The sequence below is a fragment of the Rhodococcus sp. TAF43 genome, from assembly GCF_052113525.1.
In the GTDB taxonomy this organism is placed as follows: domain Bacteria; phylum Actinomycetota; class Actinomycetes; order Mycobacteriales; family Mycobacteriaceae; genus Prescottella.
Window position 1 is genome coordinate 65256 of record NZ_JBFRDL010000022.1, and the last position, 23846, is coordinate 89101.

21 protein-coding genes and 1 pseudogene are annotated in these 23846 nt (G+C 68.1%); 11 read left to right on the forward strand and 11 right to left on the reverse strand.

All coding sequences use genetic code 11. The annotated features are described in order from the left end of the window. Positions 1 to 51 precede the first annotated feature (51 nt). Both AB4Z09_RS15405 and AB4Z09_RS15410 read right to left on the reverse strand, forming a co-directional pair. Positions 52 to 813 (reverse strand): hypothetical protein, encoded by a 762-nt coding sequence (locus tag AB4Z09_RS15405; protein WP_174910982.1) that lies wholly within the window; start codon positions 811 to 813, stop codon positions 52 to 54. Continuing rightward, on the reverse strand, positions 810 to 1763 hold the full coding sequence (locus AB4Z09_RS15410) for a hypothetical protein (RefSeq protein ID WP_174910980.1): 954 nt from the start codon (positions 1761 to 1763) through the stop codon (positions 810 to 812). Before AB4Z09_RS15410 ends, AB4Z09_RS15405 begins: the two co-directional genes overlap by 4 nt. A 206-nt stretch (positions 1764 to 1969) precedes the next feature. On the opposite strand from AB4Z09_RS15410, the gene lspA reads away from it, so the two are divergent. Genes lspA through AB4Z09_RS15425 form a run of 3 tightly spaced genes read left to right on the forward strand, consistent with a single transcriptional unit; the run spans position 1970 to position 4069 of the window. Further along, complete coding sequence (gene lspA / locus AB4Z09_RS15415; protein ID WP_217487225.1) at positions 1970 to 2476, forward strand: signal peptidase II; 507 nt, start codon at positions 1970 to 1972, stop codon at positions 2474 to 2476. Beyond that, the gene (locus AB4Z09_RS15420) at positions 2473 to 3399 is read left to right on the forward strand and encodes an RluA family pseudouridine synthase (protein WP_442240104.1); all 927 of its coding nucleotides are present in this window, start codon (positions 2473 to 2475) and stop codon (positions 3397 to 3399) included. The genes lspA and AB4Z09_RS15420 overlap by 4 nt, the downstream gene beginning before the upstream one ends. Before the next feature lies 1 nt (position 3400). Beyond that, the gene (locus AB4Z09_RS15425) at positions 3401 to 4069 is read left to right on the forward strand and encodes a hypothetical protein (protein ID WP_442240105.1); all 669 of its coding nucleotides are present in this window, start codon (positions 3401 to 3403) and stop codon (positions 4067 to 4069) included. Positions 4070 to 4133: 64 nt separating this feature from the next. Here the strand turns inward: AB4Z09_RS15425 and AB4Z09_RS15430 are convergent, their stop codons facing one another. From AB4Z09_RS15430 to AB4Z09_RS15440, 3 genes are all read right to left on the reverse strand, one after another. After that, the gene (locus AB4Z09_RS15430; RefSeq protein ID WP_114719310.1) at positions 4134 to 5729 is read right to left on the reverse strand and encodes a flotillin family protein; all 1596 of its coding nucleotides are present in this window, start codon (positions 5727 to 5729) and stop codon (positions 4134 to 4136) included. Between the two features lie 9 nt (positions 5730 to 5738). Beyond that, the gene (locus tag AB4Z09_RS15435; protein ID WP_442240106.1) at positions 5739 to 6290 is read right to left on the reverse strand and encodes an NfeD family protein; all 552 of its coding nucleotides are present in this window, start codon (positions 6288 to 6290) and stop codon (positions 5739 to 5741) included. Positions 6291 to 6573: 283 nt separating this feature from the next. Further along, on the reverse strand, positions 6574 to 7365 hold the full coding sequence (locus AB4Z09_RS15440) for a helix-turn-helix transcriptional regulator (protein ID WP_442240107.1): 792 nt from the start codon (positions 7363 to 7365) through the stop codon (positions 6574 to 6576). 164 nt (positions 7366 to 7529) lie between these two features. Between AB4Z09_RS15440 and AB4Z09_RS15445 the strand changes: the two genes are divergently transcribed. Continuing rightward, positions 7530 to 8510, forward strand: coding sequence for an aldo/keto reductase (locus AB4Z09_RS15445; RefSeq protein ID WP_174910965.1), 981 nt, complete (start codon positions 7530 to 7532; stop codon positions 8508 to 8510). A gap of 21 nt (positions 8511 to 8531) precedes the next feature. On the opposite strand, the gene AB4Z09_RS15450 is transcribed toward AB4Z09_RS15445, so the two are convergent. Then, entirely contained in the window at positions 8532 to 9518 is a 987-nt protein-coding gene (locus tag AB4Z09_RS15450) for an alpha/beta hydrolase (RefSeq protein ID WP_174914782.1), read from the reverse strand. Between the two features lie 170 nt (positions 9519 to 9688). Between AB4Z09_RS15450 and rarD the strand changes: the two genes are divergently transcribed. Then, entirely contained in the window at positions 9689 to 10618 is a 930-nt protein-coding gene (gene rarD / locus AB4Z09_RS15455) for an EamA family transporter RarD (RefSeq protein WP_442240108.1), read from the forward strand. Between the two features lie 139 nt (positions 10619 to 10757). After that, positions 10758 to 14028 (forward strand): annotated as a pseudogene (locus tag AB4Z09_RS15460) (DNA polymerase III subunit alpha). Between the two features lie 57 nt (positions 14029 to 14085). Here the strand turns inward: AB4Z09_RS15460 and AB4Z09_RS15465 are convergent. The 4 genes from AB4Z09_RS15465 to AB4Z09_RS15480 all read right to left on the reverse strand — a co-directional run bounded on the left by AB4Z09_RS15465 (position 14086) and on the right by AB4Z09_RS15480 (position 17757). Beyond that, positions 14086 to 14358: a hypothetical protein gene (locus AB4Z09_RS15465; RefSeq protein ID WP_442240109.1), complete on the reverse strand. Its 273-nt coding sequence runs from the start codon at positions 14356 to 14358 to the stop codon at positions 14086 to 14088. Positions 14359 to 14639: 281 nt separating this feature from the next. After that, positions 14640 to 15536: a DUF5995 family protein gene (locus tag AB4Z09_RS15470; RefSeq protein WP_114719314.1), complete on the reverse strand. Its 897-nt coding sequence runs from the start codon at positions 15534 to 15536 to the stop codon at positions 14640 to 14642. A 230-nt stretch (positions 15537 to 15766) separates the two neighbouring features. Further along, complete coding sequence (locus tag AB4Z09_RS15475; RefSeq protein WP_258557654.1) at positions 15767 to 16441, reverse strand: response regulator; 675 nt, start codon at positions 16439 to 16441, stop codon at positions 15767 to 15769. Beyond that, positions 16426 to 17757 (reverse strand): sensor histidine kinase, encoded by a 1332-nt coding sequence (locus tag AB4Z09_RS15480; RefSeq protein ID WP_442240110.1) that lies wholly within the window; start codon positions 17755 to 17757, stop codon positions 16426 to 16428. Before AB4Z09_RS15480 ends, AB4Z09_RS15475 begins: the two co-directional genes overlap by 16 nt. Positions 17758 to 17918: 161 nt before the next feature. Between AB4Z09_RS15480 and AB4Z09_RS15485 the strand changes: the two genes are divergently transcribed. From AB4Z09_RS15485 to AB4Z09_RS15495, 3 genes are read left to right on the forward strand one after another with little or no spacing between them, the layout of a single operon-like run. Further along, positions 17919 to 18806 (forward strand): ABC transporter ATP-binding protein, encoded by an 888-nt coding sequence (locus tag AB4Z09_RS15485; RefSeq protein ID WP_174910948.1) that lies wholly within the window; start codon positions 17919 to 17921, stop codon positions 18804 to 18806. Further along, positions 18803 to 20365 carry a hypothetical protein gene (locus AB4Z09_RS15490; RefSeq protein ID WP_174910945.1) on the forward strand — a complete coding sequence of 521 codons (1563 nt, stop codon included), beginning with the start codon at positions 18803 to 18805 and terminating at the stop codon, positions 20363 to 20365. The genes AB4Z09_RS15485 and AB4Z09_RS15490 overlap by 4 nt, the downstream gene beginning before the upstream one ends. After that, positions 20352 to 21023, forward strand: coding sequence for a hypothetical protein (locus AB4Z09_RS15495; RefSeq protein ID WP_174910942.1), 672 nt, complete (start codon positions 20352 to 20354; stop codon positions 21021 to 21023). Before AB4Z09_RS15490 ends, AB4Z09_RS15495 begins: the two co-directional genes overlap by 14 nt. A gap of 67 nt (positions 21024 to 21090) precedes the next feature. Here AB4Z09_RS15495 and AB4Z09_RS15500 read toward each other — a convergent pair whose 3' ends face one another. After that, positions 21091 to 21324: a hypothetical protein gene (locus tag AB4Z09_RS15500; RefSeq protein ID WP_114719448.1), complete on the reverse strand. Its 234-nt coding sequence runs from the start codon at positions 21322 to 21324 to the stop codon at positions 21091 to 21093. Positions 21325 to 21485: 161 nt separating this feature from the next. On the opposite strand from AB4Z09_RS15500, the gene AB4Z09_RS15505 reads away from it, so the two are divergent. Together AB4Z09_RS15505 and AB4Z09_RS15510 are read left to right on the forward strand one after the other, a co-directional pair. Next, entirely contained in the window at positions 21486 to 21923 is a 438-nt protein-coding gene (locus tag AB4Z09_RS15505) for a nitroreductase family deazaflavin-dependent oxidoreductase (protein WP_442240111.1), read from the forward strand. A 99-nt stretch (positions 21924 to 22022) separates the two neighbouring features. Continuing rightward, positions 22023 to 23798: a pyruvate dehydrogenase gene (locus AB4Z09_RS15510; RefSeq protein ID WP_174910937.1), complete on the forward strand. Its 1776-nt coding sequence runs from the start codon at positions 22023 to 22025 to the stop codon at positions 23796 to 23798. The last annotated feature ends 48 nt before the right edge of the window (positions 23799 to 23846 follow it).

A 23846-nucleotide genomic window follows, 5' to 3' on the forward strand; every position in this document is an offset into this window, starting at 1 on the left:
CGTCACCCTCCTCGGGTGGCGCCGGCATCGGCGTTCGTGTGCCGGGCGCACCTACTTCGGTTGCGACGCCACCCGAATACGGTCGGTCGTCGTGCGCGCGAGCCCGGTGAGCAGGTCGCCGTTCGCGGCGTCCGGTCCGGTCGCGACCACCTGTACGACGGTCGAGCCGACGACCGCGACGACGGCGTCGGACACCAGCGTGAATCCCTCGCTGGTGGTGGTGAGCCGGACCGCGGTCGACGCGTCACCGACGGCCGGCTGCTGCAGGGGATCGAGGCGGTACTGCACGGGCGTGCCGTCGAAATCGGTACCGGTGTAGGTCGTGCAGTCACGGAAGGTGGACTGGACGGTCGCGAAGGCATCGGCGGCGGCCGTGCCCGCGTAGCCGGCCGCGTCCACGTCGACGCTGGCGAATCCCGGACCCGCGAGGTTCTCCTCGGCGGATGCGGCCGCGCCGGGAACCTGGCGGGAGACGGTGTCGAGGACGCTCGCACATCCGGTGGGATCGGTGCGCGAGCGGTCCGTTGCGTTGCCCGGATCCGGTGCGAGACCGAGGTCGTCGACGGGATCGGGCAGTGGTGCGAAGCCGGGCGGCAGATCCGCGGCGGTGAGGAGGGCGGCCTTCAGCACCGCGGAGTCCGTGATCGGCCCCGTCCCGGGCGCCGATGCCGGGGCGGTCACCACGGGGCCCAGATCGACGGCTGCGGGCGCGGGCTCGTCCGACGATCCACACGCGGACAGTACGGCCCCGACCACCGCGACCGTTGTGACCGTTGTGACCGTTGCGACGAGGGGGTAGCGGCGCCGCGTCATGCGGACCACTCGACCCGCTCGCTGGTGGTCTGACGCAGTCTCATCGCGTCCGACGGGTCGCTGAACGACTGGGTGCCCTCGACGCTGATCGAACCGTCGACGGGCAGGGGCTTGCCCAGATCGACGACGACACGACCGGAGCCCTGCAGCGAGTACGAATCCACGTTCAGGGTTCCCGCGCCGTTCGGGAGTTCGAAGACGGGTGACTGCGGGGACTGCGCCACCCGAACATCGATCGTGAGCCGATCGCCGTCGCGTGCGGTCAGGGTTGCGGTGGTCACCTGGTTCAGCGCGACGGCGCTCATCACCTGCTGGTGGATCGTCCACACCGAGCCCACGCCGATCGGCTGCTCCGGGAACGCGACGGTGCGGTAGACGGCCTGGTAGAACGCCTGCTCGATCATCGACCGGGCCTTGTTCTGGGCGTCGGGGTCCGGACGCAGCCGCAGCGCAGTGATCGCTCCCGACAGGTTCATCGTGAACCCGGCGTGCGAATCGGTTGCGGGCGAAAGGAGTTCGTTCGTCGCGTCGTCCGCCGTGGTGAGGGTTCCGAGCGTCAGATCGGTGGTCGTGGCCGGCGTGCTGTCGGACGCCCCCTGCGTCACCAGGGCGGTGAGCGGCATCGTCAACTCCGGGCTGGAGAAATCCTGTGCGGGCTGATCGTCGATCTGCTGCTGGACGGTGCCGGTGGTCACCAGCCGGGCCTGCTGCCGGGTGCCTTGCGGGGGACGGAACTGCACCACACTCCGCGGCTCGGCTCCCGCGTCGACGATCTCCGTGGTGGCGGCCGTCACCGGGACCGTCACCTCGTCGGACGCGGCACCGACCGCATCGGGGCTGGACGGGGCGGCATCGCCGCCGCTTCCGCACCCGGTGACGAGGACGGTGAGGGAGAGGGTGACCGCGATCAGCGCGGTTCCGGGACGAAAGAGTTTCGACGGCAGTGGCACGCCAACAGGTTAGTCGGCGCGGGTGGGATGACCGGTCTGTCTCCCGGGTAGGGGATGATGGCGGAGTGAGTGACGACCGCACCGACAGCGACGACCGCGCCGTGAAAGGTAAACCCATTCCCGATCAGCCCGTACCGGACCCCGACAATCCCGTCGAGGCGTCGTCGGGCGGCGACGCCGAGGCGGCACCGCGCGGCCCGCGTCGCATGTTCCTGCTCGTCGCCGTCGCGGTCGTGGTGTTCGCCCTCGATCTGGTGACGAAGGTCCTGGCCGTCGCGCTGATCGATCCCAGGGATCCGGTCCGCATCATCGGCGACACGGTCACCCTGACCCTGATCCGCAACCCGGGTGCCGCCTTCTCCATGGCGACCGGAATGACGTGGCTCCTCACGCTGGTCGCGGTCGGTGTCGTGATCGGCGTGATCAAGATCGGCCGGACCCTCAGCTCGCCGTGGTGGGCGCTCGGCCTGGGCCTGGTCCTCGGCGGCGCGCTCGGCAACCTGATCGACCGACTCTTCCGCTCGCCGGGACCGCTGCAGGGTCACGTCGTCGACTTCGTCTCGGTGGGCTGGTGGCCGGTGTTCAACGTCGCCGACTCGTCCATCGTGTGCGGTGCGATCCTGCTGGTGGCGCTCACGTTGTTCGGAATCGAACCGAGCGGCACGAAGACTGACGCGACGACAGAGACCTCGCGGAAGGGGGATGCGGCATGAGGGAGACACGATCGATGCCGGTTCCCGACGGACTCGAGGGCATGCGGGTCGACGCCGGACTGGCGCGCCTGCTGGGACTCTCGCGCACCGCGGTGGCCGTGCTCACGGAGGAAGGCGCGGTCCGGATCGACGGTGCCGCCGTCGGGAAGTCCGATCGGCTGTCCGCCGGCACGTGGCTCGAGGTGGAGCTGCCCGAGCCGCCGCGTCCGCTCACGATCGAGGCGGAACCGGTCGAGGGGATGGAGATCCTCTACGCCGACGACGACATCGTCGCGGTCGACAAGCCGGTCGGAGTCGCGGCTCACGCGAGCGTCGGCTGGACCGGCCCGACGGTGATCGGTGGCCTCGCCGCGGCGGGCTTCCGGATCTCGACGTCCGGGGCGCACGAGCGTCAGGGCATCGTGCACCGTCTCGACGTCGGCACGTCCGGCGTCATGGTGGTCGCGACGTCGGAGCGCGCGTACACGGTGCTCAAGCGCGCGTTCAAGCAGCGCACCATCGACAAGCGCTACCACGCACTCGTGCAGGGCCATCCCGATCCGAGCAGCGGCACGATCGACGCGCCGATCGGCCGGCACCGCAGCAATGACTGGAAGTTCACGGTCACCGCGGACGGCAAGCCGAGCATCACGCACTACGACACTGTCGAGGCGTTCCAGGCGGCCAGCCTGCTCGACATCCACCTGGAGACGGGTCGGACCCATCAGATCCGGGTCCACTTCTCGGCGCTGCGGCACCCGTGCTGCGGTGACCTCACCTACGGTGCGGATCCGCGCCTGGCCGAGCGTCTGGGCCTGGAACGTCAGTGGCTGCACGCGCGCTCCCTCGGGTTCGCACATCCGGCGGACGGTCACTGGGTGGAGATCACCAGCGACTACTCGAAGGATCTGCAGCACGCGCTCGGAGTTCTGCGGGGCACGTGAGATGAGTTCGCGGAGGTGGCCGACCATCGTTGCGGCGGTCGCGCTCACCGGTACCGTCGTCGCGCTCGGGGTGGCGAACCCGGTGCCCCCGGCGCGGGTGTCGACCGACAGGCTGGGCCCGGACGCCGGGGAGCCGGTCGCCGCGTATCTCGACCGTGCGAACGCGTCACTGGTCGAGGACGCGGTGCCCGACGCCGGCGCGGAGCACTGGGCGTTGGTGTCGTTGGATGCGCCGGCGACGGCGTCGACCCTGCTCGACACCGTGGGCGACCTGAGGGTGTCCCAGGTGATGTTCCGGGTGCCGATCGAGCGGGTGCAGACACCGATCGTCACGATCCCGGTCGCGGCGAATCGGGAATCCGTCGAACGCGCGTCCACGGTGGCGTCGGCGCGGCTGTCGATGGCCGGGGCAGGCGTGGACCGGCAGTCGCAGGTCATGGCGTACTCGGCGGCGCGCCTGTCCACGGGGTGCACGTGTGTGGTGGGTGCGGTGGTCCGCGGTTCGCTCGCGCAGCTGCGGGCACTGGCCGCGACCCCGAYCGCGCGCGCGGTCGAGGCGCTGCCCGCGGACGCCGTCGCCGGGGCGTTCGCGGTCAGCCCGCTGCTGCCGTCCCAGACCACGGTGGTGGTGCCGGGGCCGGACGACGGGCCGGTACCGGCGCTGCCGTGACCGGTGGGACCGAACACGAACGGCCCGCCCACCACAATCCGTGGCGCGGGCCGTTCGTATGCGGTCACGCGCCAGGTGTGTCGCTCACGCCGTTGCTGCCGGCGCTCACGGGTACGCGTGCCGTCGCCACCGTGGGCGAGATATCCGTCGGTGCGCCCTGCTGGGGGTGGTGCCCGACCGAATTGAGAATGCCGGTGATGTCGATGCCCGAGGATTCGAGGGTCTCGATGACTCCGGCGATCGTCGACGGGCTGATGCCGAGGATGGAGCCGACGCTGCCGGACACGCCGTCGGCGCTGCCGACGATGGAGATCCGGTCGATGTCACCGACTGGCTTCGCTGCTGCCTCGGTGGCCTCGACGAGTGCCGCGAGGACGTCGGGGAGCATCAGCATCTGGGCCGCGGCAGGGGTGTACGCGTTGAGGGCCTCTGCGACCTTCCGCTTGCCGTCGGCCTCGGCCTCGAGCCGGGCACGCAAACCGTCGGCCTCGGCCTGCTGCTCCGCGCGCAGCGCGTCGGCGGACACCTTGCGGCCTTCCGCCTCGGCACCCAGCCGGGCCTTGATGCCGTCGGCCTCGGCCTGCTGTTCGGCGCGCACGGCATCGGCCGCGAGCTTGCGGGAGTCCGCCTGGGCGGCTCCGGAGCGGCGAGCGGCCTCGGCGTTCGCGTCGGCCTTGAGGATTGCGGCCTGCTTCTCGCCCTCGGCGCGGGCGACCGCGGCCTGACGCTCCGCCTCCGCAGGGGCGATGACGTCGGCTTCGAGCGCCGCCTTGGCTTGCTCGGCGCGCCGCTGTTCGACCTCGATCCGAGCCTCCACCCGTGCCGCTTCGGCCTGCTCCAGCGCGATGCGGACGGCCTTCTCGGCGGTCGCGCGGGCCAACGGTCCGGCCTGGTCCGCTTCGGCGTTCTCCGCCTCGGTCCGGGCGCGCAGCTTCGCGAGTTCGACGTCGCGCGCCTGGTTGGCAGTCGCGATGGCGGTATCGGCTTCGGCTTGCGCGACGGCGCCCTCCTGTCGGGCCTTGGCCGACTGGATCTGCGCGTCGCGTTCGGCGTTGGCGGTGCCGACGGCGGCGTCACGCTTGACCTCCGCGATGCGCCGCTGCCCGAGGGACTCGAGATATCCGTTGTGGTCGTTGATCCCGGCGATCTTGAGGACGTCGACCTCCATACCGATGCGGGCGAGGTCGGTACCGGCCTCCTCGACGACGCTGCGGGCGAGGGTCTCGCGATTCGAGTTCAGATCCTCGACGGTCATGGTTGCGGTGATGCCGCGCAGCGACCCGGACAGGATCTCGTTGATCTGTCGGCGCAGTTCGTCGAGATCGGAGGTCAGGAACCGCTGGACCGCGGTCTGCACGGCCTCGTCGGCGGATCCGATGCGCACCAGGCCGACGGCCTCGACGTTCACCGGTACGCCGTCGTTGGACAGCGCGTTCTGGAGGTTGATGCTGACGTTGAACGGCTCGAGCGACATGATGTCGACCCGCTCGATGCCGGGGATCTTGAAGCGCGCGCCGCCGCGGACGACCTTCGGCTTGCCGCGGCCGGTGAAGACCGCGACCTCGTTCGGCGGCACCTTGATGTAATTCCGGACGTACACGAGCGGTAATCCGATGAAGATCACCAGAGCCACCACAATGGCGGCCACGACTGTCACCATGAAGATTCCTCAGTTCGATTTGTGCAGTGGAGAATCCGATGCGAGATCGTCGGGGACGGCCACGACGTGAACGTTGTCGGCATCGATATCGCCGATGTAGACCCGCGCGTCGACGGGAAGCATCACAGCTTCGGCCGATACTGCTCGCGCGCGGACCCGGTTGCCTTCGGTGTCGGTGAACGCGACCTCACCCCAACCTCCGGGGGCGATCGGGATGGTGACCGTGCCGACGAGACCGATGTAGGTCTGCCGTCCGATGTGGGAGTTGGACTGTTGCCGCAGTAGATACGGCAACAGCACACCTCGGGTGAGACCGACCAGAACGATTGMGCCGGCAGTCGCGGTGAGCGCGGCAACGAGGCCACTCCCGCCCGCCACACTCGCGCCGCTGCCGCCGACACCTACACCGAACAGTGCAGTCGCGACGGTGGTCAGACTCAGAAACGGCAGCCCGCTTCCTCCGTCTGTGTCACCGACATCCGATCCGGTCTCGCCGACGACAAGTGTCCCGACAATCCCCACGAGACCCATGGCGAGACAAGCAAGGTAGATGGTCGTCACAATTGTCCTCCCCTGACAATGGATTCGCCACCGACCATATCGCAGACGCCGAGGCGGTTGTGCGCGCGGCAAATTCGCTGTCCGGTACCACTCGGTGAGTGGTCCGAGGCTTGAAGAGTCTCAGGGTTTTCGGAGGGTGAGGTGGCAGGCGGGAGCCGTTCTGGGCGAGGTCATTTCACGTCCCCGGTGGAGCGAATACCCCAATCGGGCGTGACGTCGGTTGGTGAAAGGATGCCTGCGGCCTGAGGGATCGCGACCGGGCCTGCGCGTCGTGGCGACACTGTCAGGTGGCGGTGTTCGTATAGACGGAGACACGCAGCTCGTCGTGCGGGAGATACAGGGTTTCGAAGTCGTACGAGATGGTGCCGAGATCGGGGTGGTCGAGATCTTTCCTGGTGTGTCGGCGTGGTCCGACAGCATGACTCGCCCAGAGGTGGTGGAACGTCGGATCGGCTGACTCGAGGTCGGACACCAGGTCGAGTAGGTAAGGATCGGTGGGGCAGTGCGCATTCATCGTCCGCAACTGGGCGACGCTTGCTCGGGCGGTGGCCTCCCAGTCGACGAAGAGGCTGCGTGCGGTCGGGTGCGTGAAGATGTAACGAACGGTGTTGCGCCGCCCTCGTGGCCAGGACCCGATGCCGTGGAAGAGCGCGATGCCCTCAGGGTTGGCGGCGATCATGTCGCTGACCCGGTTGAGTACATACGCGGGTGACGGGCTCAGCCGGGTCAGGAGGCGCTCAATACTGGGCCGCAGGGTCGTGGCGGGTGCCGGTGTCCCGGTCGTGGGCGGATCCGCGGTCAGGGCCGCGAGGTGGTGGAGATGACGGGTGTCGTCGACGGCCAGATGCAGGGCGCGGGCCAGGCTTTCGATGACTGCGCGGCTCGGCCGGCGTTCGCGTCCCTGTTCCAGTCGGGTGTAGTAGTCGAAACTGACGCCGGAGAGCGTGGCGAGTTCCTCCCGGCGTAGCCCAGGAGTCCGGCGCAGACCTGGACCGACGGGCAGACCGACGTCCGGCGGCCGGACGAGTGACCGTCGTGATCGCAGGAACTCGCCCAGCGGGCCGGATGTGCTCACCCGCAGGATTCTGCCAGTACGAGGTGTGTCCGTTCCTGGCTGCATCAGTGCCAGGAACGGTTCGGCCTTCAATTCGGCAGCGTTCGGTCCGAGACTTGTTTGCGCCGAAGGACTTGCTGACGAATGTGGAGGATTCAGTGATCACGGGTATGGGGGACCGTCCGATGAGGTATGGCCGACTCGGCAACAGTGGGCTACGGGTTTCGGAGTTGGTTCTGGGTTGCATGAGCTTCGGCGATCCACGGCGTGGCAACCACGCGTGGACGGTGCCGCTAGAGGACGCGAAGGTGTTCTACCGCAAGGCCGTCGAAGCCGGCATCAACACGTTCGACACCGCGAACATGTACTCGGACGGTACGAGTGAGGAGGTCACAGGTCGGGTGCTCGGCGAGTTGGCCCGACGCGACGAACTCGTGCTCGCGACCAAGGTGTTCTTCCCGATGCGTCCCGGCCCGCACGGAGCGGGACTGTCGCGCAAGCACATCCTGTGGCAGATCGACGAGAGCCTGCGTCGCCTGGGCACCGACTACATCGATCTTTACCAGATTCATCGGTGGGATCCAGGCACGCCGATCGAAGAGACCATGGAGGCGTTGCACGACGTCGTCCGCGCAGGCAAGGTCCGCTACCTCGGCGCGTCCTCGATGTACGCCTGGCAGTTCGCCAAGGCGCAGCACACCGCCGATCTCGGTGGGTGGACGCGCTTCGTGTCCATGCAGGACCAGTACAACTTGCTCCAACGCGAGGCGGAACGCGAGATGCACCCGATGTGCCAGGACATGGGGGTAGGTGTACTCGCATGGAGCCCGCTCGCACGTGGGCAGTTGACGCGGCCGCGCGGTGCAACCAGTGCCCGCGCCGAAACCGACACCGTCCTGCGGTCGTACTACCGCCAGACCATCGACTCCAACCAGGGGATCGTTGATGCCGTCGGCGTCGTCGCCGAACGCCACGGCGTGTCGCGGGCACAAGTGGCCCTGGCTTGGGTTCGTCAGCAAGGGCCGGTTACGGCACCGATCATCGGGGCGACGAAGCCCGAGCATCTCGACGACGCGCTCGAGTCGCTCGAGCTCACACTCGAGCCCGACGACATCGACCTACTCGAAACTCCGTACACGCCGCGGAACCCAGAGGGCTATCAGTAGCATCGAAGCCCGATCGGTCGTCTAGTTCACGGGGGCATCCGCGGTGTGCTTGCGGATGAACTCGATGGTCTGGGCGAGCGCGTTCATGCCGTCGGCGTTGTCGAGGTCGAACTGGTACTCGTGCCCCAGGGCCGGTTCGTGGTCGTCCGGGTAGAACAGCGTGGTCACGTCGACCCCGAGGCCGGTCAGCTTCGCGGCGAGCGCCTGGGACTGCTCCTCGGTCAGCCCGTCCGCGTTGCCGCCGGAGATGTACGAGGGCGGGAATTGGTCGGTGACGTGGTGGAGCGTGGACATCTGCGCCACCGCCTCCGAGTTCTCGAAGTCCTTGGTGCCGGTGTACGCCCAGATCGACTCGGTGGTGCCCCATCCGATGATGCCGGGCCCGCCGACCATGTTCGGCACGTCGTAGATGCCGCAGTTGAGCACGACCCCGCGCAGCTGCTCCGGCTGCAGCGCCGACTCGATCCCGACGGCCCGCGCATACTCGGGATTGGTCGCGATCGTCGCGAGCTGGCTCGACAGCTGCGCGCCGGCCGAGTCGCCGGCCAGCACGATCCGACTCGAATCGACATGCAGGCGTTCGGCGTTCGCGAGGACGTACGCGTGAGCGTCGCGCAGTTGCTCGACGGCGGTCGGGTACTTGCGTCCGGGTCCGAGTGAGTAGTCGAGCGAGACGACGGTGAATCCGGCGTCGGCGATCAGCTGGAAGTACGGTGCGTAGTTCGTGCGGTGGCCCGAGATCCAGGCGCCGCCGTGCGTCCAGATCACGGTCGGCAGCACCTGCGGCGTGCCCGCCAGGCCCTCGGGGAAGTAGACGTCGAGGTAGGCGTCGTTGTCGCCGGTCCGGTACTGCAGGTCCGGGATCGACGCGATGCCGTCGGGCGCGTGCTTCTCGAGGGCCTCCGTCGTCTTCTGCGCGCCCTTGTCGAAGATGAAGCGCACAAGGATCGAGCCGGGCCACGGCGTGGTCAGGAAGGCGAGGGCGAAGACCAGGACGACGGTGAGCAGCAGGCCGAGGGTCCATGCGGAGCGTCGTCGCCACGGATGACCCGCCGACCGCGCGGCATTCGTGTTCTCGGGCTCTGTGGTCGTCGTCACCGCGGGCTCCTGCGTCTGCGCCCCGGATCCGTACCGGTGCGTGACGAGTCACAGTAGCCCGGCGGCTATCGTCGGACTACGTGACACAGCGGGCCCGAAGTGACGATTCCACCGGACTGCTGTCGGGTGTCGGCGCCTACCTGATCTGGGGCCTGTTCCCGATCTTCTTCGGTCTCCTCGCCCCCGCCGGATCGCTCGAGGTGCTGGCCCACCGGATGGTGTGGACGGTGCTGCTGATGCTCGTCGTGCTCGTCGTGCTGGGCAGGCTCRGTTCGCTGCGGGGGATGGGCGCGCGGACGTGGGGTCTGGTGTCGGCGGCCACCGTCGCGATCGGGATCAACTGGGGCACGTACATCTACGCCATCGTGTCGGGCCACGTCGTCGAGGCGGCGCTCGGATACTTCGTCAACCCGTTGGTCAGCGTGCTTCTCGGTGTGCTGATCTTCCGGGAGAAGCTGTCCCGCGCGCAGGTCGCGGCGTTGGTGCTGGCGGCGATCGCGGTGGTGATCATCACCGTCGACTACGGCCGACCGCCACTCGTCGCGCTCACGCTGGCCCTGTCGTTCGCGACGTACGGGTTGATCAAGAAGGTGATCCCGCTCGACCCGCGCACGAGCCTGACGGCGGAAGGGGTGGTCGCGGCGCCGTTCGCGGTGGCCTATCTGGTGGTGCTCGCCGTCACGGGCGCCGGTTCGTTCTTCGGCAACGGCGTCGGCCACAGTCTGTTGCTCATGGCGGCAGGGCCGGTCACCGCGGTACCGCTTCTCCTGTTCGGAGTCGCGGCGCAACGCATTCCGCTGACCACGCTCGGCATTCTGCAGTACCTCACGCCGGTCCTCCAGATGGTGTGGGGTGTGGCGGTGATGCACGAAGTCATGCCGCCGTCGCGGTGGATCGGGTTCGCGTTGATCTGGACCGCGCTGGTGGTGTTCACCACCGACGCTCTGGTCCGTGCGCGGCGGACCCGCAGGCGGGCTCAGTCGGCCGTCGAAGCCGTCGCGGTGCCGTGAGAATCACCCGCCGCGGCGCGGTGACAGACGTTCGGTAGCGACTGTCCGGGCCGTCGGTGCCAGGGCATAGACTCAGTGGCTGCTGGAGGCTGCTGGACCCGCCGGTGCTCGCACACCGGCCGTAGACAGAGAGGCGCGCGTGGCTGACTCGTTCGTTCACCTGCACAATCACACCGAGTACTCGATGCTCGACGGTGCGGCAAAGGTCGGCCCGCTGTTCAAGGAGGCGGAGCGCCTCGGGATGACCGCGGTCGGTATGACCGACCACGGCAACATGTACGGCGCCAGCGAGTTCTACAACGTCGCCAAGAAGCACGGCATCAAGCCGATCATCGGCATCGAGGCGTACATCGCGCCGGAGTCGCGGTTCAACACCAAGCGCGTGCTGTGGGGCGATCGCAGCCAGAAGTCCGACGACGTTTCGGGTTCGGGCGCCTACACGCACATGACGATGGTCGCCGAGAACGCGACCGGGCTGCGGAACCTGTTCAAGCTGTCGTCCCTCGCGTCGATCGAGGGTCAGCTCGGCAAGTGGCCGCGCATGGACGAGGAACTCATCGCCACGCACGCCGAGGGCATCATCGCCACGACCGGCTGCCCGTCGGGTGAGATCCAGACCCGCCTGCGCCTCGGCCACGACCGGGAGGCGCTCGAGGCCGCCGCGAAGTGGCAGGAGATCTGGGGCAAGGACAACTTCTTCCTCGAACTCATGGACCACGGCCTGTCGATCGAGCGCCGCGTCCGTGAGGGCCTGCTCGATATCGGCAAGCAGTTGGGCATCCGCCCGCTCGCCACCAACGACTGCCACTACGTGACCAAGGACGCGGCCGAGAACCACGAGGCTCTGCTGTGCATCCAGACCGGCAAGACGCTATCGGACCCGACGCGCTTCAAGTTCGACGGTGACGGGTACTACCTCAAGTCGGCCGAGGAGATGCGCGCGATCTGGGACTCCGAGGTCCCGGAGGCGTGTGACAGCTCGCTGCTCATCGCCGAGCGGGTGCAGTCGTACGACGACGTGTGGGCCCACCACGACCGGATGCCGATCTTCCCGGTCCCGGACGGGCACACCCAGCAGACGTTCCTGCGTCACGAGGTGCTGCGCGGACTCGACCGTCGCTTCCCCGGTCGACTTCGACGACCGTCGCCGCGGCGAGATGGTGCGTTACGCCACCGAGAAGTGGGGCAGCGACAAGGTCGCCCAGGTCATCACGTTCGGCACCATCAAGACCAAGGCCGCCATCAAGGACTCCGCGCGAGTCCAGTTCGGGCAGCCCGGTTTCGCGATCGCCGATCAGATCACCAAGGCGCTGCCGCCGCCGATCATGGCGAAGGACATCTCGGTCGCGGGCATCACCGATCCCGAGCACGAGCGCTACAAGGAGGCCGTCGAGGTCCGCGCGCTCATCGACTCCAACCCGGACGTCGCGAAGATCTACCAGACCGCGAAGGGCCTCGAGGGCCTGATCCGCAACGCCGGCGTGCACGCCTGCGCGGTCATCATGTCCTCCGAGCCGCTCACCGACGCGATCCCGGTGTGGAAGCGCGCGCAGGACGGCGCGATCATCACCGGCTGGGACTACCCGTCGTGCGAGGCCATCGGCCTGCTGAAGATGGACTTCCTCGGTCTGCGCAACCTCACCGTCATCGGTGACGCGATCGAGAACATCAAGGCCAACCGCGGCATCGACATCGATCTCGACACGCTGCCCATCGAGGACCCGGCCACGTACGAGTTGCTCGCGCGTGGTGACACCCTCGGTGTCTTCCAGCTCGACGGCAGTGCGATGCGGGATCTGCTGCGGCGCATGCAGCCCACCGGCTTCGAGGACATCGTCGCGGTGCTGGCGCTGTATCGCCCGGGTCCGATGGGCATGAACGCGCACAACGACTACGCCGACCGCAAGAACGGGCGGCAGGAAGTCAAGCCGATCCACCCGGAGCTCGAGGAGCCGCTCAAGGAGATCCTCAAGGACACCTTCGGCCTGATCGTCTACCAGGAGCAGATCATGCAGATCGCTCAGAAGGTGGCCGGCTACTCGCTGGGACAGGCAGACATTCTCCGTCGAGCCATGGGTAAGAAGAAGCTCTCGGTGCTGGAGGAGGCCTACGCCGGCTTCCGCGAGGGGATGCTCAAGAACGAGTTCTCCGAGCCTGCGATCAAGGCGCTGTGGGACACGATCCTCCCGTTCGCCGGCTACGCGTTCAACAAGTCGCACGCCGCCGGCTACGGCCTGGTGTCGTTCTGGACGGCGTACCTCAAGGCGAACTATCCGGCCGAGTACATGGCCGGTCTGCTCACGTCCGTCGGCGACGACAAGGACAAGGCGGCGGTGTACCTGTCGGATTGCCGGAAGATGGGCATCACGGTGCTGCCGCCGGACGTCAACGAGTCCGAGGTCAACTTCGCTTCGGTCGGTGAGGACATCCGGTTCGGCCTCGGTGCGGTCCGCAACGTCGGCGCGAATGTCGTGGCGTCGATCATCAAGGCGCGCACCGAGAAGTCGAAGTTCACCGACTTCTCCGACTACCTCGGGAAGATCGACGCGCTGGCCTGTTCCAAGAAGGTCACCGAATCACTCATCAAGGCAGGCGGATTCGACTCGCTCGAGCATCCGCGCAAGGGTCTGATGCTGGTGCACGCCGACGCGATCGACGCGGTGATGGGCACCAAGAAGGCCGAGGCGATGGGGCAGTTCGACCTGTTCGGTGGCGACGACGCGGACGAGTCGGTGACGTCGGTCTTCAACGTGAAGATTCCCGACGAGGAGTGGGACACCAAGCACCGGCTCGCGCTCGAGCGCGAGATGCTGGGCCTGTACGTCTCCGGGCATCCGCTCAACGGCATCGAGCACGTCCTCGCCTCGCAGTCGGACACGGCGATCCCGACCATCCTCGAGGGCGACATCAAGGACGGCACCCAGGTCACCGTCGGCGGCATCCTCGCGTCGGTCAACCGGCGGATCAACAAGAACGGACTGACGTGGGCGTCCGCGCAGCTCGAGGACCTCTCCGGTGGTATCGAGGTGTTGTTCTTCCCGCAGGCGTACTCGGTGTACGGGATGGATGTGGTCGAGGACTCGGTGGTGCTCGTCAAGGCGCGCGTGTCGATCCGGGACGATCGCGTCTCGCTGATCGCGAACGACCTTGCGGTGCCGGACCTTTCGGCTATCGGTGTCGCGAAGCCGGTCGCGGTGAGCCTGCCGGTGCGGCAGTGCACCAAGGAGAAGCTCGGTGCCCTCAAGCAGGTGCTGACGCGTCACCCCGGTACGTCCGACGTCCATGTGCGGTTGATCGGCAGTCGCGGCACGTCGCTGTGGATGGTGGACGAGGTCCTGCGGGTGGAGCCGTCGTCGGCGCTGATGGGCGATCTCAAGGCGTTGCTCGGGCCGAGTTGCCTCGCCGGCTGAGCGGTGACGCGAACCGTCCGGGTCGGCAAGGCCCGGACGGTGGGGTGTGGCGCAGTGTCACCGGTGGTGTTCGTGCCACATCCAGTTCCACTGGCCCTGATGGTTCTGCTCCCAGCGCCGGCAACCGCCGTGATGGTGGTGATGGTGGTGGTGGTGCACCTGCGTCACTGCAACCGCGCTCGGGCTGGTTGCGGGCGTCGCGGGATCGGCGAGTGCCGGTGCTGCGACCAGCCCCAGGGGGACGGCCGCCAACGACAGCGTGACGAGGACTCTCGCGAGTACCCGGCGTGCGCTGCGCGCCGTGTCCGGGGTTTGCTTCCTGTGTTCCATGGCGATCCTTTCCGCACGGCCCCCGGACGGGTTTGCGTCTCGGGTGCATCGTCGGAGCGGTTCGGCTCGGGTCGGTATGGCGGGGTCGGATCGCGTCGTCCCGGTGGGCGGTCGACGGTGTCGTGGGGCCGGCGCGGCACGTCCACTGGCGTCCTCGAGGGCGGCTCTCAGGCGCACCGCTGCTGTTGCTGCAAGCCCCATGATATTGCCGGTTTTGTCCGGTTGGTCGAAACTCCTAGGAGACTCACAGGAAGCCACGCGCGCCGAAGTCGGCTGGTTCGTCAGAGTCCGCCGATGTCGGACAGGGTCTGCAGGGCGCCGTCGGTGGCGCGCCACAGCCCGTCGATCTCCTGGTCGGCGGGCTGCGCGGTCCGGGGGTCCTGCAGCGCGAATCCGTTGGCGAGGGTGATCGTGTTGTATCCGCTGTCGGCGGCGCGCAGCAGCAGCTTCGACGGCTCGCTGTTCCCGGCCAGGCGGTCGAGTCCCTCACCGACGAAGTAGAACCGCCACAGCGGCCCGAGGTCGGCGCCGTAGAGATCCTTCGAGAGCGTGACGATGGAACCGCCCCTGACGGCAATCGAGTCGACGATCTCGTAGTAGTCGGGAACGTTGTCGGTGGTGGTTCCGCTGGTCGCGACCGCGTGCGCGAGGTCGACGGTGAGATGGGCGTTGTAGCCGGCCATCGCGACCCGCGCCGGGCTCAGTGAGCACTGCCGGGTCATCGCGAAGTAGTTCGCCCACGCGGGGTCGGTGGCGGTGCCGGAGAACTCGGCGTGCACATTGCGGAGATAGCGGGCCAGCAGGTCGTAGCTGATCGCGGGGGACCATCGTCGGTCGGGGAGTGCGGCGGGGTCGCGCTGCAGGGGCAGGACGGCCTCGTGCTCCACGGCGTTCAGTCCGAGGGAGAACAGCCCGCGCCGATCCCTGTGCGCAACAAGGATGTCGGTGATCTCGCGGTGCCGCTCCACGGCGGCCTCGAAGCGGTCCAGCCCGGATCCCGGCACGGTTGAGGTGTCGGCGAGTTCCAGGACTCGATCGACCTCGTTTGCGCTCAGGGGTGATCCGCACGCCGTCGATACGGATTGCGGCGCGTCTGCCTGCGCCGGCCCGGGTGCGACCACTGTCAGTAGGGCGCCGAGCACGACGATGAGGGGTGCGGGAGAGCGGCGGGTTCGCATCGATTCTCCGTTCGTCGGCTCAGTCGTCGGCGGTGCGATAGATGTCCTCGGCCACCTGACAGACCCCGTATCGCGCCATCGTCGAACCTCGCCAGACGGGGTTGGCGGCGTGTCGTGCGCGTCGCCTCGGCGAGAATGCGTAGGTCAGCGTATCCCGGAATGGTCCGCCACAAATGCGCCCGGGAGTTTCGGTGGTACGGAGGATGTCCCGAGGGCCGCCCTGGTGTCGACTAGTCCACCTCGTCGCGTCTCAAGTACGCGAGCACCGCGAGGACCCGGCGGTTCGCATCGTCGGTCGGCGGCAGAACCAGCTTGGCGAAGATGTTCCCGACGTGTTTGCCGACCGCCGATTCGGTGATGAACAACAGCTTCGCGATGGCCATGTTGGAGTGGCCCTCGGCGATCAAGGCGAGTACCTCGCGCTCGCGCGGTGACAGTGCGGACAGCGGGTCACGGTGGCGGCGGAAGAGTTGGCGTACGACCGTGGGATCGATGACTGTGGCGCCGCTCGCAATCTGCCGCAGCGTGGCGGCGAAGTCTTCGACGTCGACGACACGGTCCTTCAAGAGGTAACCGACCCGACCGCCCTCCCCGCCGAGGAGGTCGTCCGCGTAACTCAGTTCCACGTACTGGCTCAGCACGACGACGGCGAGATCCGGGTACCGGCGCCGCAACCCCACGGCGGCACGCAACCCTTCGTCGGTGAACCCCGGCGGCATCCGCACATCGGTGACAACCATGTCCGGGGCATGCTCGGCCACAGCCGATTCCAGTGCGTCGGCGTCCGACACCGCTGCCACGACAAGGAATCCGAACCGCTCGAGCATCAGGGCAAGGCTCTCTCGCAGCAGCGCGCCGTCCTCGGCGAGCACCACCCGGATGTCGGTTGTCAATTCTGGCTGCACGGAAGCTCCACACGGACGATGGTGGGCCCGCCGGGCGGGCTGGACAACAGCATTCTGCCGTCGATCACGGCGACCCGGTCGGCCAGGCCGGTCAGGCCACTGCCCCGGCCCGGATCGGCACCACCGTGGCCGTCGTCGACGACCTCGACGGTCAACGCGTCGCCCTGAATGCGGGCGGTCACCGCGACCTCGGTGGCATCGGCGTGCTTGGTGACGTTGTTGAGCGCTTCGACCACCACGAAGTACGCGGCGATCTCGGCATGCGATGGTGGTCGGCGCGGGATGTCGGCGGTGACGGTCACCGGAATCGCCACGTCCTCGGTCAGCTCGCGCAACGCAGCGGGCAGGCCACGGTCGGTCAGCACTCGCGGATGGATTCCACGGATGAGCTGCCGCAGTTCGGTCATGAGCTGCTTGGCCTGCTCGTGCGCGTGCGCCACACTCRCCGAGGCCGGAGATCCTGTCGGCAGATCGAGCCGGGCCATGCCGAGCTGCAGCGTGAGGTTGAGCAGTAGAGACTGGGCGCCGTCGTGCAGGTCCCGTTCGATTCGTCGCCGCTCGGCTTCGAACGCGTCCACCAACCGTGCGCGGGATCGAGCGACATCGACGAGTTGAGCGCGCAGATTGTCCGGGTCGTCGGCCAGCAGCAGCGCCCGGGCGATCACGGCATGGAGACCCGCCAGGATCGCGAACACGTACGGGATCGTCGGCAGCAGAGCCAGACCCGCGATCGCGTAGGGGACAGCCTGCGGGGCCGACGTGAGCTGGCTGAGTCCCAGCGCGACCGGCTGCCCCTCGCTCACCAGCAGAGGGCTGGCCAGCATGATGAGAATCAGCAACACGAACACCGCCGCCAGGACGTATGCCGCGGGCGCCACGACGATCAACAGACTCGCGTAGGCGAGTGCCTTCCAGGTGGCCGCCTCGGTGTATCGCGTTCGCAGCCGCGGCCACAATCCTGCTGCGGGTGGGTGGCGATGTGCGGTGATCGCCCGGCCGGGGATCACCAGCCTGATCCGTTGTCGTTCCAGTGCCGCCAGGGGTACCGCGAGCAGCGGTCCGAGTCCCACGACCAGAATCGCGCCGAGGACGACCAGGAACAGAACCGTGCCGAGTGGCTGTGGGTACGAGCCGTCTCCGGCCCAGACCATCAGCACGATCCAGGGCGCGACGAGCCCGGAGAACGGCAACGCTGCCGCCAGTACCACCGGCGGCGTCGTCAACAGATAGGCCAGTGCGCGCCACGGCCAACCCGTGAGCAGGAACCGCCGCCGCGTGATCGCGGCGAGAGGTGTGAGCGGTTCGTCGGAGGGCACCCCGCAGAGCCTATCGGGCTGGTTGCCTGGTGCGAATGGTCCGGAGCGCACCTCGTGGGTGGTGCTGGCACCACCCCGTTTTCRCCGCGTGGACCCAGTGCCCGCATCACCTGTCGAATGGTCCGCTTGCTGCCAGTGATTTCGCAGAGGAACGAGGACCCATGAAACTGGAGCTGAGCAATGTCACCAAGACGTATCGCGGCAAACCGGCCGTCTCCGACGTCACGATGCGGATCGGACCCGGCGTGCTCGGTCTTCTCGGACCTAACGGAGCCGGAAAGTCCTCGCTGATGCGGATTCTCGCCACGATCACCCGCCCGACCGCCGGTTCGGTCACCTGGAACGGCGCCGACATCGCGGTCCGACCCGCGAGCCTTCGGCGGGTACTCGGCTATCTGCCACAGGATTTCGGGGTCTACCCGCACCTCAGTGCCAGGGAGTTCCTGCGGTACCTCGCCGCGGTCAAGGGGCTGAGTGCGCGATCGGCCCGGTCGCGGGTGGACGAGTTGCTCGAACTCGTCAACCTTGCCGATACGGGCTCGCGGCCGGTGGGCAAGTTCTCCGGAGGCATGCGCCAACGGCTCGGGATCGCGCAGGCACTCTTGGGCGATCCCGAGGTCCTCGTCGTCGACGAACCCACGGTGGGGCTGGACCCCGAGGAGCGCATGCGGTTCCGCAACCTGCTCGGTGATCTGGCGTCCGACCGAATCGTCATCCTGTCCACCCACATCGTGTCGGACATCGAGGCGATCGCCGACGACATCGCGGTTCTCGCGGGCGGGCACCTGCGGTGGCGCGGCGCTCCGGCGGATCTGCTCCGCTCCGCGACCGGGACGGTGTGGGAGTTGGTGGTGCCGGCCGATGCGGTCGCGGACATCCGTCGGCGGGGCATGGTCACCAGGACTGTCCGCACGGCTGGCGGCGTACGGGTCCGCGCGGTCGCCACCGCCCCGCCGACTGCCGATGCGTGTCCGGTCGAACCCGATCTCGAGGACGCCTACATGTTCGCCGTGGGTCCGGCGACCACGCAGTTCGAGGTGACCCGATGACGACTGCAGTCGCCGCAGTCTCGCTCGCAGATTTCCGGGACCGCTCGCGACGTCCCGCGTTCCTGGTCACCGTGCTCGGAGCTCTCGCCCTCGGCTACGTCGCGATCCCGCCCGCGTCGGCCACCTACGCGATGGTCAAGGTCGGATCGTTCCGGGGCATATATGACAGCGGCTATGTCGGGGTCATGCTCGCGATGATCGGCAGCCTGTGGCTCCCGCTGTTCGGGTTCTACGTCGTTCGGGACAGCATCGGCCGCGACGTCTCCACCGGCGTCGGTGAAACACTCGCCGCGAGCCCACTGCGCACTCCGATGTACCTGCTGGGCAAGTACTTCAGCAACCTGCTGGTGCTGGCCGCGATGGCTGTGGCACTCGCGCTGATCGCACCTGTGATGCAGCTGCTCCGCGGCGAATCCTCGACCCTCGACCTGACGGCGCTGTGGCTGCCGATCGTGCTCTTCTGTCTCCCGGTCCTCACCGTCGCGGCGGCGGCCGCCATCGTCTTCGAGACGATCCCGCCGCTGCGAGGCGGTCTGGGAAACATCGTGTGGTTCTTCGCGTATCCCGCGATGTTCCTTGCCGGCCTTCCCCTGATCTACGCCGAGACGACCGCAGGGTTCCAAGCCGACCTGGCCGCCCAGTACCCCGGAGCGAACGACGAGATCTCCATCGGTCTCACAGCGGAACCCGGTGCGCTCGGGCAGTTCGCGTGGTCCGGTATGGATATCGCGTTGTCTCTCGTCGTCGCGGGGGTGGGACTGGCGGTGGCCTCGACGGTCGTCGCGGCACTGCCGGCCCTGTGGTTCAGTCGGTTCGACCCGTCACGCCGCGGCCGCCTTTCCCGGCGCATCGGTGCCAGGAGCTCGTCGGCGACCACTTCTGTCGAATCGCCTGTCGCGCGCGCGTCGACCGCCTTCGCCGGGACCGCACGAACGTTGTCTCCGGTCGCCCGCGGAAACCCGTTCTGGGGGCTTCTCGTCGGCGAGGTGCGCATCCACCTCGGAGGCGTGTCGCGGTGGTGGTGGCTCGCGCTTGCGATCGTGACGGGTGCGGCACTGGTGGTCCCGGCCGACGGCGTCGACACCGCGCTGCTCTTCGCGTGGCTGCTGCCGGTGCTGATCTGGTCGCGTCTGGGCACGCACGCCCTCGAACAGGGCGTCGATCCTCTCGTGGAGTGTGGCGTGTCGTTCCGCACGCGACTCGTCGCCCAGTGGGGTGCCGGCGTGCTCATCGCGGTCCTGGCCGGTGCCGGACCGCTGCTGCGGATGCTGGCGGCAGCGGATGTGAGCGGCATTGCCGCGTGGGTCACCGGCGCGGCCCTGATTCCCGCGCTCGCACTCCTGATCGGCTCGATCGTCCGCAGTCCTCGCGTGTTCCAGGCCGTCTACCTGGTGCTCTGGTACGCGGTCCTCAACGGCGTGGCCGCCGTCGACGTCATGGGTGCACTCCGCGACGACGGTCGGCTCGCCGGTCCTTCGCCCGTCTTCTCTCTCGCCGTCGGCGTCGTGCTGATCGCCGCCGCGTTGCTCGTTCAGGAGGTTCGTCATGTCCGTCGCTGAATCCGTCACACCTCGTACCCGGGGTCTCCGATGGTGTCGGCGCGGCAGCGGTGTCGCGGCGATGACACTTGCCGCCGTCACGCTCACCGCCTGCACCAGCGGAACGACGAGCCAGGAGTCGCGCAGCGACACCTACGCCGGCGACATCGCCACCGTCGTACTGCAGTTCGATGATTCGGGCGCGAAGCAGATCGGCTTCACCACCGCCGCTCTCAACGCTCACATCGTCGGCGCCGACCGCCACGACATCCAGGTTCGCCGGACCTTCGAGTACACCGACGGCGACAAGCCGGAGGAGACCATCGAACAGGAGTGGGGCGGCCTGACGATCACCACGCGATGTCCCGATCGCTTCGCGGTCGGGCACCCCACATGCATCGCCCACTACGAGATCGAGGTGCCCTACGGCAGTGTCGTCCGGGCCGACACCCGCTCCGGGGACCTGACGGTCACCGACACGCGCGCCGAGGTCGACTTACGGTCGCATTCCGGCGACGTCGGCATGGTCGTCGCCCCCGGCGACGGCACCCGCTACGCGGTGGAGGCCGTCTCCGCCGACGGTCACACCACGGTGGATGTTCTGCTGGACCCCGCCGGGGTCCCGGTGCGACTGACGACCGAGGACGGCGCTGCAACTGCCACGACGGCACAGTCATGACATTCCGCAAGCCGGCCGTTGCTCGCAGAGAATTACAGGTCCGCTCGGGCCCTGACCGGGGATCCGGTCAGTCGCGCCGGTGCGCGAGCATGGCGCGCCGGGTCCACCAGACGACGACCGCCACGGCGGCGGCGGTGAGGACCGCGGTCTGCAGGACCTGTGCGATCGCCAGGACGAGGAGGAACACGCCGAGCGCGGCGACCAGAGCCTCGATCTTGTAGAGCGGCCAGGCGGTGCCGGCGATGTCGACGGTGAGACTCGACCGGTGACGTGTGTGGCGTGACGGCGCTGCGGTCGTCATCGCGATCACCTCGTCTCCTGGTTTCGGTCCGTTCCTCCGGTGAGTTCAGAGTACGCATACTTCGAAGTTCGGTCCAGCGAACAATTGGAGGAGGCGGATGAAACTCCCAGCGTCCGGGCATTCGGGTGGTCAAGATCATGTGCGCGGTGTTCACTGGATACATGCCTCTCACCGGTGAATACGAACCCAGCCCCAGCTCGTGGGCCGCGGACCAGGTCGATCTGTACGAKCGCTCCGGCGGCACCGAGGGAACGATGATGGAGGGCAAGCCCGTCGTCGTCCTGACCACCAAGGGCGCCAAGTCCGGCAAGCTGCGCAAGACGCCGCTCATGCGCGTCGAGCACGACGGGCAGTACGCGGTGGTCGCGTCGCTCGGCGGCGCCCCGCAGCACCCGGTCTGGTACCACAACGTGGTCGCCGACCCGCACGTCGAGTTGCAGGACGGTCCGGTCAAGCAGGACATGATCGCGCGCGAGGTCACCGGCGACGAGAAGGCCGAGTGGTGGAAGCGTGCGGTCGAGGCGTGGCCGCCCTATGCCGACTACCAGACCAAGACCGAGCGTCAGATTCCGGTCTTCGTGTTGTCCCCGCAGGACTAGCTCGCCGGGACAGTCGTCGTCTCTGCGCCGAACGGGGCGGACCCGGGTAGCCTGCGAGAAGCAAGCTCTCGATTCCGGACCGTTCGGGCGGAGGCGGATATGGCGGCGAAAACTGTTGCGGATCAACTCGTTTCCCAGTTGGTGGATGCGGGCGTGCAGCGTATCTACGGCATCGTCGGAGACAGTCTCAATCCGGTCGTGGACGCGGTGCGGCGCACGGGCGGATCGGCATCCGGTGGCATCGACTGGGTCCACGTCCGGCACGAGGAAGTCGCGGCCTTCGCGGCCGCGGCCGAGGCACAGATCACCGGCAGGCTCGCGGTGTGCGCGGGCTCGTGCGGCCCCGGGAACCTGCATCTGATCAACGGCCTGTACGACGCGAACCGCTCGGGCGCGCCGGTGCTCGCGATCGCGTCCCACATTCCGAGCGCGCAGATCGGGACCGGATACTTCCAGGAAACGCATCCCGACCGGCTGTTCGTCGAGTGCTCCCGGTACAACGAGATGATCAGCGTCCCCGTGCAGGCGCCGCGGATCGTGCAGAGCGCGATGCAGCACGCGATCGCGCAGTCGGGGGTCGCCGTGATCACGCTGCCGGGCGATGTCGCCGATCAGCCGGCGGAGGGCTCGGCGCCCCCGCTCGTGCGGACCGGCACCCCGTCGGTGGTGCCGGCGGAGGACGACGTCCGGGCGCTCGCCGACGCGATCAACACCGCGTCGGCGGTGGCGATCTTCGCCGGTGCCGGTGTCCGCGGCGCCCGCGACGAACTGCTCGCCCTCGCGGACGCGATCGGTGCCCCGGTCGGACATTCCCTGCGGGGCAAGGAGTGGATCCAGTACGACAACCCGTTCGACGTCGGCATGACCGGTCTGCTCGGCTACGGCGCGGCGCACGACGGCATCCACGGCGCGGATCTGCTGCTGCTGGTCGGGACCGACTTCCCGTACGACCAGTTCCTGCCCGACGACGTGCGCACCGCGCAGATCGACATCGCGGCGGAGAAACTCGGCCGGCGCACGGGCGTCGACCTCGCGGTGCACGGCGACACGCGGTCGGTGCTGCGGGCGCTCGCGCCGCTCGTCGACCGCAAGTCCGATCGCGGCTTCCTCGACCGGACCCTCGACCGGCACGAGAAGCTCATGACGAAGGTCGTCGGGGCCTACACCGAGGCGGCCAAGCAGCGGGTCCCGATCCATCCCGAGTTCGCGGCGTCGATCCTCGACGACCTCGCCGCCGACAACGCGATCTTCACCGCGGACACCGGCATGTGCAATGTGTGGACCGCCCGCTACCTCAATCCCAACGGCCGACGCCGGTTCCTGTCGTCGGCCCTGCACGGTTCGATGGCGAACGCGCTGCCGCACGCGATCGGCGCGCAGTTCGCGCGGCCGGACCGTCAGGTGGTGGCGATGTCGGGTGACGGCGGGCTGTCGATGCTGCTGGGCGATCTCGTCACCGTCGCGATGTACAAGCTGCCGGTCAAGATCGTCGTGTTCGACAACTCGACGCTCGGCATGGTCAAGCTCGAGATGTTGGTCGACGGCCTGCCCGATTTCGGTGTCGATGTCCCGTCCGTCGACTATGCGGCTGTTGCTGCGGCGCTGGGGATCTACTCCCGAAGGATCGAGAATCCGGCCGATCTGGAGTCGGGATTGCGGTCGGCGCTCGACCACGACGGTCCGGCGCTGGTCGACATCGTCACCGATCCGAACGCGCTGTCGTTGCCCCCCACCATCACCGGCGAGCAGGTGCGTGGCTTCGCGCTGGCGATGTCGCGGATGGTGATGAACGGCGGTGTGGGAGAAGCTGTTCAGATGGCGAAGTCCAATCTGCGGAATGTGCCGCGGCCGTCGCAGTTCTCGCGGAAGGATTGACGCCCGTCCGTCGATGCCGGGGCGGTTGCGCGCGACCGGGTGCGCAGT